13 protein-coding genes and 1 pseudogene are annotated in these 17,468 nt (G+C 44.8%); 5 read left to right on the forward strand and 9 right to left on the reverse strand.

All coding sequences use genetic code 11. The annotated features are described in order from the left end of the window. Window positions 1-86: 86 nt before the first annotated feature. From SWP_RS19225 to SWP_RS19235, 3 genes are all read right to left on the reverse strand, one after another. Window positions 87-545: a hypothetical protein gene (locus tag SWP_RS19225; protein ID WP_020914295.1), complete on the reverse strand. Its 459-nt coding sequence runs from the start codon at window positions 543-545 to the stop codon at window positions 87-89. A 114-nt stretch (window positions 546-659) separates the two neighbouring features. Continuing rightward, complete coding sequence (locus SWP_RS19230) at window positions 660-1,253, reverse strand: hypothetical protein (RefSeq protein ID WP_020914296.1); 594 nt, start codon at window positions 1,251-1,253, stop codon at window positions 660-662. 1,135 nt (window positions 1,254-2,388) lie between these two features. Continuing rightward, entirely contained in the window at window positions 2,389-2,670 is a 282-nt protein-coding gene (locus SWP_RS19235; protein WP_020914297.1) for a putative quinol monooxygenase, read from the reverse strand. Window positions 2,671-3,064: 394 nt separating this feature from the next. On the opposite strand from SWP_RS19235, the pseudogene fdhF reads away from it, so the two are divergent. Next, window positions 3,065-7,349, forward strand: a pseudogene (fdhF, locus tag SWP_RS19240) (formate dehydrogenase subunit alpha). Between the two features lie 99 nt (window positions 7,350-7,448). On the opposite strand, the gene chrA reads toward fdhF, so the two are convergent. The 4 genes from chrA to ohrR all read right to left on the reverse strand — a co-directional run bounded on the left by chrA (window position 7,449) and on the right by ohrR (window position 10,783). Continuing rightward, window positions 7,449-8,636 (reverse strand): chromate efflux transporter, encoded by a 1,188-nt coding sequence (gene chrA, locus SWP_RS19245; protein ID WP_020914300.1) that lies wholly within the window; start codon window positions 8,634-8,636, stop codon window positions 7,449-7,451. 162 nt (window positions 8,637-8,798) lie between these two features. Next, complete coding sequence (locus tag SWP_RS24655) at window positions 8,799-8,921, reverse strand: hypothetical protein (protein ID WP_266197775.1); 123 nt, start codon at window positions 8,919-8,921, stop codon at window positions 8,799-8,801. A gap of 87 nt (window positions 8,922-9,008) precedes the next feature. Further along, on the reverse strand, window positions 9,009-10,184 hold the full coding sequence (locus SWP_RS19250) for a glycerol-3-phosphate dehydrogenase/oxidase (RefSeq protein WP_020914302.1): 1,176 nt from the start codon (window positions 10,182-10,184) through the stop codon (window positions 9,009-9,011). 155 nt (window positions 10,185-10,339) lie between these two features. Next, window positions 10,340-10,783, reverse strand: a complete 444-nt coding sequence (gene ohrR / locus SWP_RS19255; RefSeq protein ID WP_020914303.1) for a transcriptional regulator OhrR — start codon at window positions 10,781-10,783, stop codon at window positions 10,340-10,342. A gap of 113 nt (window positions 10,784-10,896) precedes the next feature. On the opposite strand from ohrR, the gene ohr reads away from it, so the two are divergent. From ohr to SWP_RS19275, 4 genes are all read left to right on the forward strand, one after another. Then, a complete protein-coding gene (gene ohr / locus SWP_RS19260) occupies window positions 10,897-11,322 on the forward strand; it encodes an organic hydroperoxide reductase Ohr (RefSeq protein WP_020914304.1) in 426 nt (141 codons plus the stop codon). A 191-nt stretch (window positions 11,323-11,513) separates the two neighbouring features. After that, window positions 11,514-12,020: a hypothetical protein gene (locus tag SWP_RS19265; RefSeq protein ID WP_020914305.1), complete on the forward strand. Its 507-nt coding sequence runs from the start codon at window positions 11,514-11,516 to the stop codon at window positions 12,018-12,020. 795 nt (window positions 12,021-12,815) lie between these two features. Then, window positions 12,816-14,231 carry a hypothetical protein gene (locus SWP_RS19270; protein WP_020914306.1) on the forward strand — a complete coding sequence of 472 codons (1,416 nt, stop codon included), beginning with the start codon at window positions 12,816-12,818 and terminating at the stop codon, window positions 14,229-14,231. A 100-nt stretch (window positions 14,232-14,331) separates the two neighbouring features. Beyond that, window positions 14,332-14,529 carry a hypothetical protein gene (locus SWP_RS19275; protein ID WP_020914307.1) on the forward strand — a complete coding sequence of 66 codons (198 nt, stop codon included), beginning with the start codon at window positions 14,332-14,334 and terminating at the stop codon, window positions 14,527-14,529. On the opposite strand, the gene SWP_RS19280 is transcribed toward SWP_RS19275, so the two are convergent. Both SWP_RS19280 and ahpF read right to left on the reverse strand, forming a co-directional pair. Next, a complete protein-coding gene (locus tag SWP_RS19280; RefSeq protein WP_044556107.1) occupies window positions 14,530-15,645 on the reverse strand; it encodes a GGDEF domain-containing protein in 1,116 nt (371 codons plus the stop codon). It abuts the gene before it with no gap. 122 nt (window positions 15,646-15,767) lie between these two features. Beyond that, window positions 15,768-17,330 carry an alkyl hydroperoxide reductase subunit F gene (gene ahpF, locus SWP_RS19285; protein ID WP_020914309.1) on the reverse strand — a complete coding sequence of 521 codons (1,563 nt, stop codon included), beginning with the start codon at window positions 17,328-17,330 and terminating at the stop codon, window positions 15,768-15,770. Window positions 17,331-17,468: the final 138 nt, after the last annotated feature.

Here is a 17,468-nt window from a genome sequence, read left to right on the forward strand (position 1 = left end):
TGAGAGGGCTGATAATTGCTTGCAAAAATGGGGAGGAACGAGCGCAACCAAGTTGGTTGCAATCCGCCTACAACGGATTGTTATATTTACCAAATTCTGCAATCATCCACATGGCCACCTTCCAGCCATGTTTCAATTCTTTTTACATGTCTTTCCCAAAATCTATTTAGCGGATAAACATAAACTGTAGTCTGACCAACTTCACCAGTGATTCTGACCAGCTCTAAGTACCCTCTTGGGTAGGGTTCTACTTGCTGACTAAGCGCGATCTGATACTCATCCGAAGATAACTTGCTGCCCTCGACGAACATTCCGGCCTGAGCACTACTGGTAATAAATGAGCCCGCTACTGGATAAGTCAATTCACCATTATAGGCGTAACAAGCCACCATCTCTTTTTGAAGGAGTTCATACGTTTTCTCAGGGGAAATATCTGCATTGAAACTGAACGTTTTATGGGAGTTTGTCTGCAGCTCTCCTATAGATTCAGGGAGACCAGTACAACCTGACAATAATGCAATAAATATTATTACTACGAATCTCAAAACTACTCTCCTTGGTAAATATAACGCCGCCAACAATCGTGCAGTAGTTGGTGCGATTTGTTGCGACTTTTGCAAAAAACGTGACAGCTGACGGAGTCGGCTTGCTTGGCCTTTTTAAGAGGCGCTAACTGGTGGCTGATAGCCTCTAATCATCTCAAAATGGTGTTTTCTACACTTTCTTGATGATGAGACCCTATAGTTCTCACACCCAATTTCATTACAACGCTGTTCACTATCTTCAGTACCTATTGCCAAGAAAAAATAGTAGTCCTCGTTAGACTTAAACTGCCTTGATATAAGCTGTTCTGATTTTACCCAGTTGAATTTTGGTTCACTAAAGGTCAATACATCCAATGTATTATTGAGGCTGATAAAACGATAATTCTTAGGAATACCTGCAACATCAATTTGTGATGAGGATAGCACTCCTAACCACAAGGATTCATCTACTTCTACAAGAGGCCAGGAAAAACTTTCAATTGTAGGAAAGCTATCTAGATACTCAGGCGCTTTTGGGTGCCAATGATCATCTAGTGACATAGCTGACACGTAACTTTCAAACGTTACTACAAGGTCACTAAGCACACCTTCAACTGCTTGATCAATGCAGATAGTCACAGCTAGGTTATCGCGGTGCAAGTCATGAAAAATTTCAACAGCATCTCGCTCAAATGTAGGGATTGGGTTGATCGTTTTGTACTTTTCCATACCTTACGACGCCCCCTCAACAGCCTTTTAACAGCTTCTTCATTAGTCGCTCGATAACATTCTCAGCAACTCGTTAACTTTTAACAATCTATCACTGCTAAGGTATTGCTGTAAATAGATAAACTCTAGATTTAAGCAGTAGGTATTTCGGCATTGACTGCGGAGAAACTAAGCCTAGGTTGCTCGATGGGCCCGTATATCACTTTTGTACATATATCATAAGACTAAATTTTATAGGTTTTGTGAAATGTTAAACAATTATCGATGCTTCGCAGGACAGTTTTTGGCATCTTTATTTACGCCATATTGAGTGATCTTGCTCACTTTTAGTTATACCTGTATGAGAATTTGTAATCCACGTTTAACTTAAAGTTAACTAACTCTGGGATATTTCCGCGTTAAGCATCAAGCCGCAAGAGTATAGATTGAAACACCAGTAAAGCAGTGTAGATACGGCTGAAGCCGTCGGAAACATGGATGTTTTCGCTGAGCTTACACGGACGTACTTGAAGCGTGCTTCAGCAGTGTCTGCACATACGATCGTTCATTCACATTTGACCCATAGGGATATGGGAAATGTCATAATGATGTCGGGAACATCATTGACCATGTGTTCACGACATTAGGTCATCCTGTCCAGCACCCGCTGGAGGCGATTAATAACCATGAGACCACAAGTTCAAACAGGTTGATCGATAACAGCAGTCAAAAATGTAATTAGTCTTCATTCGAAAGCAAGCTAACTTTGGGGCAAAAGGGAGTATCAAAAACTTACAGAACACACCGATTCCCCATCGAAATTGCCGAAGTGCGTTGAAGACCCTTTATTAGCCAAAGTCCATAATTCCCACACGGTCCTTCTCCTGCTTCTATGCCACCGCTGCATTGGTAAATCCATTTACAGCAGATGCCCCATCGGAAGTGTTAGGCTATTTTGAATAAGTACGAGGAAGACAGCTTTGTTAGGGGCGCTGGGGAATAGACTCTTATAAAATCAAGCGCTTTGCCCCTTGGCTCCGCTCTCTGTTTCAAGAATGGGCGAAGCACCACGACTTTAATTATGCGTAGTCTGGTGCATTAGAGATTCAGCTGAAGCTTGAGCAACCTAACCCAATAGCAATTTATAAATTGCCACCTAGTCATCAACTGTTCCTTGATAAAAGCGAGAAACATTTTTACTGACCTTAGCCCATTCTGACGCTAAAGTTCTTTGCTGATGATAATCAAAGGCTTGTTGGTCAACAAACTCTTCATAAACCTCATAACGCCTTGGGTCTATACTTGATGGGCTAACGCTAAATGTTAGGCAACCCGGTTCTGCGAGCGTCAGCTTTATATGCTCAGGCAATGCTTGAAGCACAGCCTCAAGGTCGGTTTCGGGGATAGAGATGAAGCCAAAGACAGTTACAGTAGACAATCTAATATCCTTATATTTAAAGCTAAAACAAACACCTGATGCGGGATAAAAATTATCACAAAACGCTTATTGGGTAAATTTTCAAGCCCGTAAAGTGACTCGCCAGTGACTATTCACGACAGCCACTGTGAGTAGATGAGCAATAAACACCGCCCAGCTCACACTCTAAAAAACAACAAAACTTGCCAGCGCACACTTCCATTAGCCTTTGTGAATCCACCTGCAAATTTAGCACAAACTTAAGCTGCATTTTCTGCGTAAAAAAGGTGCACAGGTATACTCAAAGTCACTCATTTCGCCGAGTCCACATTCAAAGCGCCACAGTGACAATTGAGGTTTTGTGTTTCAATACCTTGTCGCAAGCTGTGAGCCCTATAACTAACAGGCCCTTGCGATGAAACAGATTACCATTGATGGCAAAACCCTAACTGCCAATCAACAAGATACCTTACTCGATACTGCGTTAAACGCCGATATCGCGATCCCTAATTTGTGTAAAAGCCCTGCAGGTTCTTTAGTCACTAACACTAAACAACATTGTGACTTGTGCCATGTTGAACTTAAATCAGCCAATGGCGAGCTCTGTTCAGTACGCGCCTGCGACACTAAAATCGCCGATTTAGATGCTCAGAATATTGAAGTAATTACCCAATCTGCCGCGTTAAGTAAGCAGCGCAAAGCAGCATTACACAATATACTTTCAGACCACTTTGCCGATTGTGAAGCGCCCTGCCAAACCGCCTGCCCTGCTGGTGTTGACGTGCAGTCATACCTTTACCATATTGCCCAAGGCGATCATCAAGAAGCGGTCAAAGTCATCAAGCAAACGCTGCCTCTGCCGCTCTCTATCGGCCGTGTGTGCCCAGCATTTTGCGAAACAGAATGTCGTCGTGGCTTAGTCGACGAACCTGTTGCGATTCGCCAGCTAAAGCGTCACGCAGCCGATCTCGATCTTGAAGACAATACTCCATATGTGCCACCTAAAAAGGCCGCGACCAATAAGAAAGTCGCCATCATAGGCAGTGGCCCTGCGGGGATTTCAGCGGGTTATTACCTGTCGAATAACGGTCATGACGTCACTATTTTTGAATCCATGCCCCAAGCAGGCGGTTGGTTAAGATACGGTATCCCAGAGTACCGCTTGCCGAAAGCAATCCTCGACAAAGAGATCGCACTGTTATGTGAAAATGGCTTAGACATTCAAACTGATACTCGACTCGGCAGAGACATACACCTAAATGGCTTAATTGAAGATTATGACGCTATTTGTTTAGCCATTGGCGCACAAAAAGCAGTGCCGATGAACTACCCCGGTATTGAGCTAGAAGGTTGCTATTTAGGCGTCGATTACCTCCGAGATTATTGCACCGAACAGCGCTACCGTACAGGCAACAAAGTAGCGGTCATTGGTGGTGGTAACACAGCAATCGATTGCGCCCGCACTGCTAAACGCGATGGCGCCGATGTGACTTTAGTTTATCGCCGAACCCGCGATGAGATGCCCGCAGAGCCTTATGAGATCCATGAAGCGGAAGAGGAAGGGATTAAATTTCATTTCTTAACCAATCCTATTGAGAACCACAGCGACGACAATGGCCGCGTTAGCAGAGTCACTTTCGAAGTGATGGCACTTGGAGAGCCTGACAGCTCTGGTCGCCGCTCGCCAAAGCCAACCGGTGAAACCTTTACTGAAGCCTTTGATACGGTGATCCCTGCCGTCTCTCAAACGCCCGATATGGAGTTTCTCAACCATCCTGACAGTCAATTAGCCACCGGTGAAATAGCGTTAACCCGCTGGAACACTTTTGAAGGTTGCGAGCATACCATGTCGGCAGGTCTGGCAGCGGGGCTCGATAAACTGTTTGTGATTGGTGACTCTCGTACTGGCCCTGCTACAGCGGTTGCAGCTGTAGCTGATGGCAGGAAGGCCTCCGACGCGATTGAGAAACTGCTGACCCAAGGGCTGACTTGCGAACTTGAAAAGCAACCCTTTAACTCCAGCAAAGCGGCTAAAACTCGCCAACTTGAAACACTCAACGCGCAAGCTATGTATCCAGCAGCCAAGCATGAACTACGCAGTAAAATGCCGGAGCTCGACAAGTTGCAGCGAGCCCTCAATTTTAGCGAAGTCGAGCTAGGTTTTGCCGCCGATGACGCCATGAAAGAAGCTGCGCGCTGCCTTGAGTGTGCTTGCCAAGCCAATACCGACTGTAAACTGCGCGACTATGCCACTGAGTACAAAGTCAAAGCCCCGGAGCTGGATATCAGTAAAGCACAGCACTTTAGCATCGACAGTAGCGCACCGTTTATTACATTCGACGCAAACCGCTGTATTAGCTGTGGCGCCTGCGTAGAAACCTGCAAAGGGGCTAGCGGCCATAACGCAATTTGCTTTGAGAAAGATCACTACCAAGCGCTACCCTCGACTGATAACACAGCCAAACGTAATGCGCCAAGAGTCGGCTTTAGCGCCAGCATGAACGACAGTGATTGCGTGCAATGTGGAAACTGCGTGCAAGTGTGTCCAACTGGCGCGCTGGTTGACTCGCGTGATAAAACCCAGGGGCTAACCTCCGAGCTAAAAGCACCACTTGAAACAGTGTCGACTATTTGCACCTATTGCGGTATTGGTTGCCGAGTAGAGATGCATGTTGATAAACAGAAGAATCAAATCCGCCGTATAAGTGCAGATACAGAATCCCCCGTCAACGGCGGCATGCTGTGTGTTAAAGGACGTTTTGGTTTCGACTTTATCAACAGCGATAAACGGCTTACTACGCCGTTAATTCGCAAAGAAGGAGTGCTCACGCCTGCCAGTTGGCCAGAAGCTATCAGCTTAATTGCAGAGAAGTTCACTAGCATTAAAGCTAAGCATGGACGTAAATCGATAGCGGGACTTTCGTCGGCGAAGGCGACTAACGAAGACAACTATGTATTTCAAAAGTTGTTCCGCAGCGTCATTGGCAATAACAACATCGACCATTGTGCACGGCTCTGCCATGCTTCAACCGTTACCGCCCTGCGCGAAAGCTTAGGCAGTGGTGCCATGACCAACGATATTCCTAGCATTAAAGATTCTGATCTAATTTTTATTATTGGCTCGGATACTGAAAGTGCGCATCCAATCATTGCCTCACATATTAAACTGGCGCTACAAAATCATGGCGCACGCTTAATCGTTGCCGATCCGAAAAAGGTTTCTCTTGCCGACAAAGCCCAGCTTTATGTTGCGCAAAGACCTGGCACAGATGTGATGCTATTGAATGCAATAATGCAGCAGATCATCAAAAACGACTGGCACGATTTAGATTATATTCAACAGCGTGTTGAAGGTTTCAGTCAGCTTTTCGATGAAGTGATGAGTGACGACTATAGCCCTGAAAATACTGCTTTAATCTGCGGTGTTAGCGCGGCAGATATCATAGAAATGGCGCGATTAATTGGCACCGCTAAAAAGACTGCTATTTACTATGCAATGGGGATCACTCAGCACACCTCAGGCCATGATAATGTCACCGCTATCTCTAACTTACAGTTACTGTGTGGCAATATTGGCATTAAGGGCGCTGGTATAAACCCATTGCGCGGCCAAAGTAATGTTCAAGGTGCGTGTGACATGGGCGCACTGCCAAACTACTTCAGCGGTTACCAAAAGCTCAATGATCCGCTAGTTCAGCAACGCTTTAGAAAGGCTTGGGGTAAGAGTGAGCTGTGCTCCGGTAAAGGTGTATCAGCCACGGAGATGATGCATGGGCTAGCCCATGGCGAACTCAAAGCCTTATATGTAATGGGTGAAAATCCCGTGTTGAGCGACCCAGATCAACAGCATGTTCTCGCAGGCCTCGCAGCAGCAGAGTTTGTGGTAGTACAAGATATCTTCTTAACCGAAACCGCAGAATTGGCCGATGTCGTCTTGCCAGCTGCAGCCTTTGCAGAGAAACAGGGGCACTTTACCAATACTGAGCGCCGCGTACAGCAGCTTCTACCCGCAGTTACGCCGCCGGGTGAAGCGATGAATGACTGGCAGATAGTGCAGCAAATAGCGCAGCAGATGGGTGAAGATTGGCAATACCAGTCAGAAAAGCAAATTTGGCATGAGATCACCGAAGTGACCCCACAATACCGAGGTATTACGTGGAAAGTCATCGACAGTGAAACCGCCAATGGCCGACAGGGTTTGCAGTGGCCGTGCCCGGCAGAAGGCCACCCAGGCACGCCAATACTACACAGTAAACAGTTTACTCACGGCAAAGGAAAAATGCGCCCTGTGCAGTATCGCTTGCCGGCAGAGATGCCTTGTGATGACTATCCACTGATGCTGTCTACCGGACGCTTATTGGAGCAGTTCCACACAGGCACCCTCACCCGTAAAACCCCGGGGCTTAATGAGCTAGGCTCACCGCGAGTAATGATCTCAGTATTCGATGCCGAGCGATTGCAGATAAACAACGGCGATCAGCTTAAGTTATCTACCCGCCGCGGTGAGATCGAGATTGCAGCTTTTGTGACTAAGCGCGCCCCAAGCGGGGGTTATCTTTCTGCCGTTTCACTTTGCAGAATCTGCCGCGAATAAACTCACCAACAATGTGTTAGATCCAGTGGCAAAAATCCCTGAATTTAAAGTTTGTGCAGTGAAAGTAGAGAAAGTTGCCAAGGTAGAAAGTGCGATACTTGCATAGCGAGAAACGGAACTAATACCAAAAGCCGCAGATTGATATTCAAGTAGAACGGTATCAATCTGCGGCCTTTTTTTGTGTGCTATATGTTTGTAAAAACTATCAAATAATCGCTGTAATCAACGCACCTGAAACGCCAAACCCAGCAACTAAAATAAAGATATTAGGTTTAAAAATCTTAAATAACCCAAAACCTAATACTACTAATGCCATATCCAGTGGTGACAGTACTGCACTACTAAAAATAGGGTTGTACAGCGCAGCTAACAAGAAGCCTACCACCGTCGCATTCACTCCCGCTATCGCCCCAGTAACCTTTGGACGACTACTGATCCCATGCCAACTTTTAAGGGCAACTAACATCAGTAAAAAGCCGGGTAAGAATATCGCTAAGGTTGCCACTAACGCACCCACTAACGGTTGTGAGATCCAAATTTCGGCACCTAGAAATGCCGCTAGGGCAAACATAGGTCCAGGTACCGCCTGTGCTAATGCATAGCCTGTTAAGAACTGGTCATTATTAACCGCATCACCAATACTTGACTGCAGCAGTGGCAATACCACGTGGCCGCCACCAAATACCATGCTACCGACTTGATAAAACTGGCTAAATAGCTCTGTCAGGGTAGCAATTCCGGCCTGCTTAGATAGGCCCACAGCCACCAACGAAGCGATAAGCAGACCGACAAAGATACTTAACCAGAAGAAATTAACACGCACAGGTTCTGTTGTGTGTGTTGAACTTGCTGGGGGCTCTGCATTATCGCTAGCGGACAGGTAAAATCGTCCTACAATAGCAGCGATAATGAGCAGAGAAAATTGCACTAGCATTGATGGCTGCAGCAAAATAACCACACAACTTAAGACCATCAATAACTTGGCAGTTTTGCGCTGACAAAACTGCTTAAACATAATTAAAATAGCATCGGCAACCACCACGACAGCCAACAGCTTTAAACCATGGATCACCCCTTGAGTGATGGAGTACTCCAACCATTGGCTGCTGGTCACCGCCAGTAAAAATAACAAAATAAATGAGGGCAATGTAAAGCCTAAGAAAGCGGCAATGCCGCCTAATAAGCCGCCTCGATGATAGCCAATGGCAAAGCCAACCTGACTAGAACCTGGTCCAGGCATAAACTGGCTTAGCGCCACCAAGCTGCCGTAATGTTTATCGTCAAGCCATTGCAACTCTTGAACAAATGTCTGTCTGAAATAGCCAATATGGGCTGCAGGACCGCCAAAGGACACTAACCCTAATGAGAAAAATCGTATAAATATTTGCAGCATGCTCAACGTCCTAAAATGCCAACAATCAATTTGCCAAATAATATGACACAAAGATGACAGTTTAATGAAGCACTAGGGGCTATTGATCTTTCGAACTTAGTTTTTGTTCGGTTCTTTACCGTAAGGAATAATGCTTCTAGTACAAGGCTTGAGCGATAAAGCTTAGCTGGCTAAGTGAAAGCTCATAACACCGTAATAGAAGCATTGAATCGAACCCAAAGGGCCACGTTTCTTGGCTATTTTTACTGTGTTGTAGACTATTTGTGGAGAATAACTAAACGGCATAGCCTCCGCCTTGTCAAAATAGCCAATAAACTGCGGCAAAAATAACCGTGAAAGCTCAACAGGCCCTAAACACAATGCCAAATTTTATCAGTCTAACTGTAACTGGTTAAAGTCCGCCAATACATTGCGACGACCAATATGAGACTCTACCCAACTAAGCACTTCAACGGCAGTGGTGCGATAGGTGGTTAGCTTACCGCCATAAAGCGTCAACAAATGTGGATGAGATGCAGTGGTTTGCTGCAAGGTATCACGGGGGCGATCGAAGGCACTCCCCTGCTGCTTGGGCAATACACGTACCCCACAAAACGTATCAATAATTTGTGTTTTTAAGCTTTCAACATCACCTAACGTTGGAAAATAGTGCTGATAAATACCGAGTAAGTAATCGATTTCATCAGCTGTCGGTGTCGGCCGCCCTGTTATTTCATCGAGCACAATTTCAGTGGTGCCAATCAATGTTTTACCGTTCCATGGCATCACGAAAATAACCCGTTTATCGAAGCAAGACTCGAGATATAAAATACCATCGGCGGCGTCAATATCGAGCAGCAGATGGCTACCTTGTACCCATTCAATCGGCAATGGAGCGACAGCAGGTGTTACACAATCGAGTACATCATTGACCCAAGGTCCTGCTGCATTAACTACCGCTAGCGCTTCAACTTTATGTAACGCTTGTTGGTGCTGATAGTGCACCACGCAATGACTTTTCAAGTGCTCAATTTGAGTACACTTCGTATGCTCAAGCACCTGTGCGCCTAAACTACGTGCATTACGAACCACCGCCTCTGTCAACAATTTATCGTCTGTTTGCGCATCCCAATACTGATAAATAGCCTTAAGACCATCGAGCTTTAGTCCTTTGATTTTTGCCCAATGCACTGAGGGAACGGATTTAAATTGACCTAAGGCATCAAACTTACTGAGCATTGAATACATACTCAAACCAGCTCGTATCGCAATCGCACCTCTACGGCTATTTTCGTAAACAGGAATATAAAACGGGATAGGGTTAACTAACGAAGGGGCAAGCTTTAGCAGGGCTCGACGTTCAGCAAGCGACTGCTTAACTAAAGATAACTGGCCAGTTTCTAGATAACGTAAACCACCATGAATAAGTTTGCTGGAGTTAGCCGAGGTTTGGCCTGCTACCACGCCTTTTTCCAGTAATATAACACTGTAACCTGCAGCGGCAGCGCATTGGGCGATACCCGCTCCATTAATGCCGCCTCCTACGATAACCAGATCGACTGTCGACATTCCACCTCCATGCGTGAATTAGCTTGTCTTAAGTATTATCTAACTTACCCTATGCCACAGCCTTTTGTTAGTTTTTCGGAGTCGACGGCACGCTAAATAGCAACCCAATTAAACTGCTGTTCAATTCTAAGCTTTCTCTTGGCACTTCGGATCAGCTACTCAGTGAAGTTGCCATATACCTCATCACAGAGCGACTTTAACTGCATTAACTTAGCGTCTGAAATTTTAATTTGGCATTTCATCTGCTCTGGTACTTTTTCAGCTTCCAGCTTTAATACTCTGGCAGCGGCGGTGATATTAAGTACACGTACTCTTTCATCATGTTCACTTCGACCTCTTATCACCAGGCCTTTAGTTTCTAAACGCTTTAATAACGGAGTTAACGTGCCAGAATCTAAATGCAGCTGTTCGCCCATATCTTTCACACTAATCCCATCACTTTGCCACAACACCATCATGGCCAAATATTGCGAATAGGTAAGATCGAGTTTTTCAAGTAGTGGACGGTATGCCCGCACCATTGCATTGGTCGCGCTATATAGCGAAAAACAGATTTGGTTATCTAAACAAAGTGGGTCGCGTATGCTGTCATTAGCCATCTAAGAATACTCCAACAATTTAATTGCGCACAATATACTTGCGTTAAACATAAAGATCGAGATAAACTTGCCACCAATTAAATTGCGCGCAACTTAAAATCCAAAGGTTAATCATGAAAACTCTCTACCAAACAACTGCAAATGCTACCGCTGGCCGTAACGGCATCGCTAAAACTGAAGATGGGCTACTCGAAGTTAATTTAAGCTATCCAAAAGAGATGGGGGGAGCGGGTAATGCGACCAATCCAGAGCAGCTTTTTGCCGCGGGATACGCAGCTTGTTTTTCAAATGCGATTTTACATGTTGCTCGTGAACAAAAAATTGCTATTAATGCGGCGCCGGTAAGCGCAACGATAGGCATAGGCGCTAATCAATCAGGCGGTTTTGCACTTTCTGCAGCGTTAGCTATTGAGCTTGAACTAGAGCAAACAGTTGCTGTTGAATTGGTTCGTATTGCCCATCAAGTATGCCCATACTCCAATGCAATACGTAACAATATAGAGGTCGAATTAACAGTGAATAAGCAAGTATTAGCATAATTCACTTGTTCAAAAAAGAGTCAATATTTTGTCATTAAATAGGTCGCTATTAACGCTAGCCGAGTAAAATTGGGCGACCATTTAATGACACTCAAAGTGCAGCCCTATTTTGCAATACTTTCGTCGTAGAAAATGGCCATTTCCCATTGCAATCAACTACGCAATAGCATAAATTCCCAGCCATAAAATTAATGGATAATGCTACCCAAAAGGCTCTTAAAAGACTTTTATTTTACAAGGGAATGTTAAAAATGAGATTTATAGCTGCCACGTGGCTAATTTTCATAAGTTTCACTGCCACCTCAGTGATGGCACAGTGCAATCAAAAAGTTCATATTACTGATATTGCGTATGCTAAAAATAGCTCCTATTTTAGTAGTAAGTACGGTTCCGAGCTTGATGATCTAATTGCTCACCCCTCCAAGCAAGCAGGTTATTTACTGCTTGAGTTTAAAGTAAACAATATTCAGCCGAGTGAAGATGTGCGTCACTATAATAAATGGCTGGCCAACCGTAGAATAGAGCGTATTAGAACTTACCTCAATGAGTCTGAATATTCTGCGCCAATCATCAGCAAAATTTTAACCGCGAGTACAGATACTGACCGCTCTGTTGCCATTCATTGGTGTGCCTCCCCAACAGAAAAGACTCAGTTGCGGGTTGCAAGTATCAAAGCTCCCACAACCAGCAAGCAATAATACCAATTGCATTAAGTATTTGACCAGTTCAGAGCCCCTCAGCCTTTTCAATTCAAAGCGCATTGGTAAAGAAATGGTTATTCCCTTTTAAGCCAATGCAAAGCAGAAGTGGAAAGACTGAGGGGCTCACGTAGTGCGGCTGAGGTTAAACAAATTGGCAAACGCTGTATGCTTCGCTATGGGATTTGGATATACGATTAAATGGTCTATTTTGTTCCATACAAAATAAGACATTCCGGCCCTCCTTGGCGGTCAGATTTAGGAGGTACGAGACCAAGGATGGTCGAAGGTAGAATAATGCAGGAGCAATTATCGAGAGCGAAGCAGGATGCCAGAGCCGAGAATAACTATTAGCTCAAATTCCACTACTTGCCTACAGCGTTTTGAATTCCCGCTGAATGGTCAAACTTTTAATGCAATTGGTATAAGTGTAGTTAACGCTTAAAAGTTAAAACTGCAATATATTATGTGGTAGCCTTTATATATAAAGCATACAGAGTTCCGCACTCTTCTACTGTCTGTTAACTCCTACAGCGAGTCGCTCTTCAGTATAAACCTACATGTGAACTCGATTATCCATTGAAGATTCCTAATACATCGCCGCCTAAAATAATTGACTCACAATGTTGCTAAAAGTTTCAAATTATTATTAAAAACAAACTACTGTTCTCAAAAGTTATTTATTCGAGAATCCCCCCGCATATCCGACACATTTATTTACCAATTAAATATAGCTTTAGTAAAGTAGCTAATACCACAAGAAAGTCTTGCGCTATTAGCTAATTCGGAGCCCCTATGGCGAAATATATATTACTCTTAGTTACCTTGCTATTTTCGAGCTTTTCACTCCCAAGCTTTGCAGCTTCTCCCGCAGAACCAGCGACGGTATGGCATTACACCAATGATGCAGGAGAGCTAAAAGTTAAGTTATATTTTTTCTGGTCACAAACCTGTCCTCACTGCAAAGAAGCGCACCCTTTTATCGATAGTTTGCCTGAACGTTACCCATGGATCGAAGTGGAAGATCATCTAATTTCAGATCCTGGCACCATGGATATTTGGCAAAGTATCGCCAAGCAAACAGGAACACAGGCCCGCTCCGTCCCCTTTTTTGCCAGCGGCGAAAAAGCGGTGGTCGGTTATAGCAGCCAAGCCGTTACCGGTGAGTTTCTATTAAGTCGATTAAAATCTTACTACGTATCCTTAGGTGGCAAACTTAAACCTGGAGATAACAGCGGCTATACAGCACCAATGGCCAGTGCTAGCGGCGCATTTTTTGAAACCTGTAGTGAAAGTGCCGATGAAGGAACCTGTGACTTAGGGCTGGAAACCACCAGCCCAATAACCACTTCCGATGTACAACCCGTTGAAATCCCATTAGTAGGGGTGGTTCACCCTGAGCAGATGTCACTGCCATTACTCACTGTGGTACTTGCGGGTGTAGATGCATTTAACCCTTGCGCCTTTTTTGTGTTGCTGTTTTTATTATCAATCATGGTTAATGCTAAGAGTCGCACGAGAATGCTGATTGTTGGCGGTATTTTTGTATTCTTCTCAGGATTTATCTACTTCATCTTTATGAGCGCTTGGCTCAATATTTTCCAATTGCTTGGCGCGGGCAGCGACGGTGGTTTGATTATTCTCGGGGCCGGTATTCTTGCACTTATCGCGGGGGCGGTAAATATTAAGGACTACTTCTTTACCAAAGGTGAGGTCACCCTATCCATGTCTGCAGAGAATCGAACGGGACTCATCAAACGTATGGGGAAACTCACCAGTGCCAGTAGTATGACCGCTATGATAGCCGGAACTGTGGTGCTTTCGATTCTCGCCAATGCTTATGAGTTACTCTGCACGGCCGGCTTCCCAATGATCTATACCAGTGTGTTATCAATGCACGACCTTGAGGCTGCGGAGCGCTACATGTATCTGGTGTTCTATAACATCGTCTACGTGATCCCGTTAGCAATTATTGTTATCGCTTTCAGTATCTCTTTGGGCAAACGTAAGCTCACAGAGAAAGAGGGACAAACGCTTAAGTTAATGTCGGGCATTATGATGGTAGGTCTTGGCGGCATGCTAGCTATGGACCCAACTGCCTTGCAAAACGTAGTACTCGCTATTGGGCTTATTCTAAGCTCTATCGTCCTCACCTTTGTCATCACTTTGACTCGAAAAATGGTTGAAAAAAGGAAGAAAAAGTTAGGCTAATAACTCACTAAAGATGGTGATACACACTGTAACAAGCACGTGCTTAAGTTGCAGTGTGTAGCGCCGATAAAAGCTTGTCCCCCTTAACGATGAGTCCACTATGGCTATTTCACTATCCACCCCAAATCTCGAACCTAATATGAGTCACGGCAGTGTCGGTTTGAAAGTCGCACAGATGTCTAAAGAGCAGCAGAAAATTGAGGGCGATATAGCACTTAAACTGATTGAATCCGCTTTGCCTGAAACCGCTCCAGCCCCTGTCGGCAATGCAGGACATATTATTAGCACTAAAGCATAGTTAGCGACTGCGGCCTTCAAAGCAATAACTGTCTCTACCGGCTGATTTAGCTCGATATAACATGCGATCAGCCGCTTTGATTAATTGGTCCCTACTCATTCCCGGCTCCCACTGAGCAATACCTTGTGACAGTGTCACTTGCGCTGAAACATCGGAACATGGATGCACAATCTGTGCTTCTTCAAGTAGGCTTTTAACCTTTTCCGCCACTCTAATCGCACCTTCTAGATTAGTATTTGGCAATGCTATAACAAACTCTTCGCCGCCATATCGGGCCACCAGATCTCGTGGGCGATTCACCGCCGAACTAATGATCTCAGCAATTTTAATTAATTGTGCATCACCGGCTTGGTGGCCTAAAGTATCATTGAGACGCTTGAAGAAATCGATATCGAGCAGGATAATTGACAGCGCGTGATGATTACGCTCAGCGACCCGCACTTCTTGGCTCAATATCTCGTCAAAATGGCGACGGTTACTAATATTAGTCAGTCCATCAATGAGTGCTAAACGTTTAAATTGCTTAACCAGTTTCTGCTTTTCAAAATCACGGATCACAGCCTTAATAAACCAGCCGGAAATGATCTTTTGCCCAGAAATAATGATTGCCAATACACAGGCGAATTTGGTCAGTGGATATACTGGTGATTCGGGGTATTCATACAATCGATAAAAACAAGAGAACAATAGAAAGGGTAATATGCCCAGCAACATCACCTTTCGATTGGGAAACAGCGCAAACACGAATACCATTACCAGAATATCCGCCAGAGACTCAATACCAGGTAGAGGCTCGCTTGATAATTGTATCAGCCCATAAAGCAGGTAACACCAAGTTAAAATGAGCAACATTAAAAATAGCTGGCTTTGCCTTGGAGTTACGCTATCAATATGCAAAAACTTGATGACAGCAAAAGCCGTGATAACTAACAGAGTCACTGGCGCTAATTCTGGAAAAATATCCTTGAGGTCATAGATATCATGTGAAAAATAATAGGTATTGAGTAGGACAACTAGCACCAAAAACAGCGTCATATACATCGCCCAAAAAATCCCTCGCTGGAGAATTTTTTGAGTTTCAATTTTGAGTTGATGTTTATATTGCTTGCTGTTCAGACTAACGCCCTAGTATTGATAACGATTTCACTCCTTCAATGTTAGTTGAGTTTTCTAATAAAAAAAGCCAGTAAACACTGGCTCTTATGATACGAATCAAACTAACACACGAATGATAAGCTTTATGCTGTGACCGCTTCATCAACACTATGGCGGATCAAATAGTCAAACGCCCCCAGTGAAGCGGTAGCGCCGCTGCCCATAGCGATAATAATTTGCTTATAGGCGGAGTTGGTCACATCACCTGCGGCAAATACGCCTGGCAGTGATGTTTCACCTTTAGCATCGACAATGATCTCGCCTCTAGCCGTCATATCAATTGTCTCTTGCAACCATTCAGAGTTCGGCACCAAACCTATCTGTACGAAAATACCCGCCAGTTCAACGTGGTGTGACTCGCCTGTCGCTCTATTAGTGTAATTCAGCCCGTTAACTCGTTTGCCGTCACCGGTCACTTCAGTGGTCATCGCCTGAGTAATGATTTCAATGTTACCCATTGATCTGGCTTTGCGCTGCAGAACGTCATCTGCTCTTAGTGTGCTATCAAACTCAAGAACAGTAACGTGCTCTACAATATTGGCCAGATCAATGGCAGCTTCAATACCCGAGTTGCCGCCACCAATCACGGCCACACGCTTGCCCTTAAACAATGGGCCATCACAATGTGGGCAATAAGCAACACCACTACCGCGGTACTCTTGCTCACCCGGTACGTTCATTTCGCGCCAGCGAGCACCAGTGGCTAGCAATATGGTTTTACTGCGCAGCACTGCGCCGCTTTCGAGCGTGAGTTCAAACAGTTCACCTGACTTTAAGCTCAAGGCGCGCTGACTATCCATAATATCAACATCATATTCATGCACGTGTGCTTCAAGATTGGCCACCAGCTTTGGTCCTTCTGTGGCTTTAACTGAGATAAAGTTCTCAATACCTACCGTTTCAGCCACTTGGCCACCAAATTTGTCGGCAACAATGCCGGTTCGTAAACCTTTGCGTGCAGCATAAATCGCTGCAGATGCGCCTGCTGGGCCACCACCTACGACTAACACTTCAAACGGTTCTTTCTCATTGAGCTGCTCGGCTTTTCTGCCTGCAGCATTCACATCGAGTTTGTTAAGGATCTCTACAGTGCTAATCGCCCCCATGGAGAACTGCTCGCCGTTAAGAAATACCGCAGGAACCGCCATCACGTTGCGTTCGTTAACTTCATCTTGGAACAGAGAACCATCAATCATCACGTTGGTGATATTAGGGTTAATTGCCGCCATCATATTCAGCGCTTGCACAACCTCGGGGCAGGTTTGACAGCTAAGTGATACATACGTCTCAAACTGGTACTCACCGGGAAGATCGCGGATCTGTGCAATCACATCAGCATCAAGCTTGATTGGGTGTCCTCCGCTGTGCAGTAAAGCCAATACCAAGGAGGTAAATTCATGCCCCATTGGCAAACCTGCAAAGGTAATTTGACTAGCAAGCTGCGGGTTAATCACCGCCATTGACGGTGTGCGTTTACCGACTTTTTCTGTGACAGAAATAAATGACGATAAGCTATCGATATCGCTGGCAAGTGATTTAAGCTCTTGGGCTTTTTTACTGTCATCGGCAGATACAACAAGCTCAACTGGGTGTTTGAGGTTCTGCAGGTAAGTATTCAGTTGATTTTTTACGTTTGCATCTAACATGATGACTCCTAATAAGGTAAAGCAAAGCTGTTTAGTTCGACTTACAGACAGCCGTGGTCGTAAGCCTGCGCTTAAGTCTTAGAAATAAAATAAAAATGAATCGAAAATAAAAAGGTGCAGCGACTAACGGTTAGTAGG

The organism is Shewanella piezotolerans WP3, assembly GCF_000014885.1.
Classification (GTDB): Bacteria; Pseudomonadota; Gammaproteobacteria; order Enterobacterales; family Shewanellaceae; genus Shewanella; species Shewanella piezotolerans.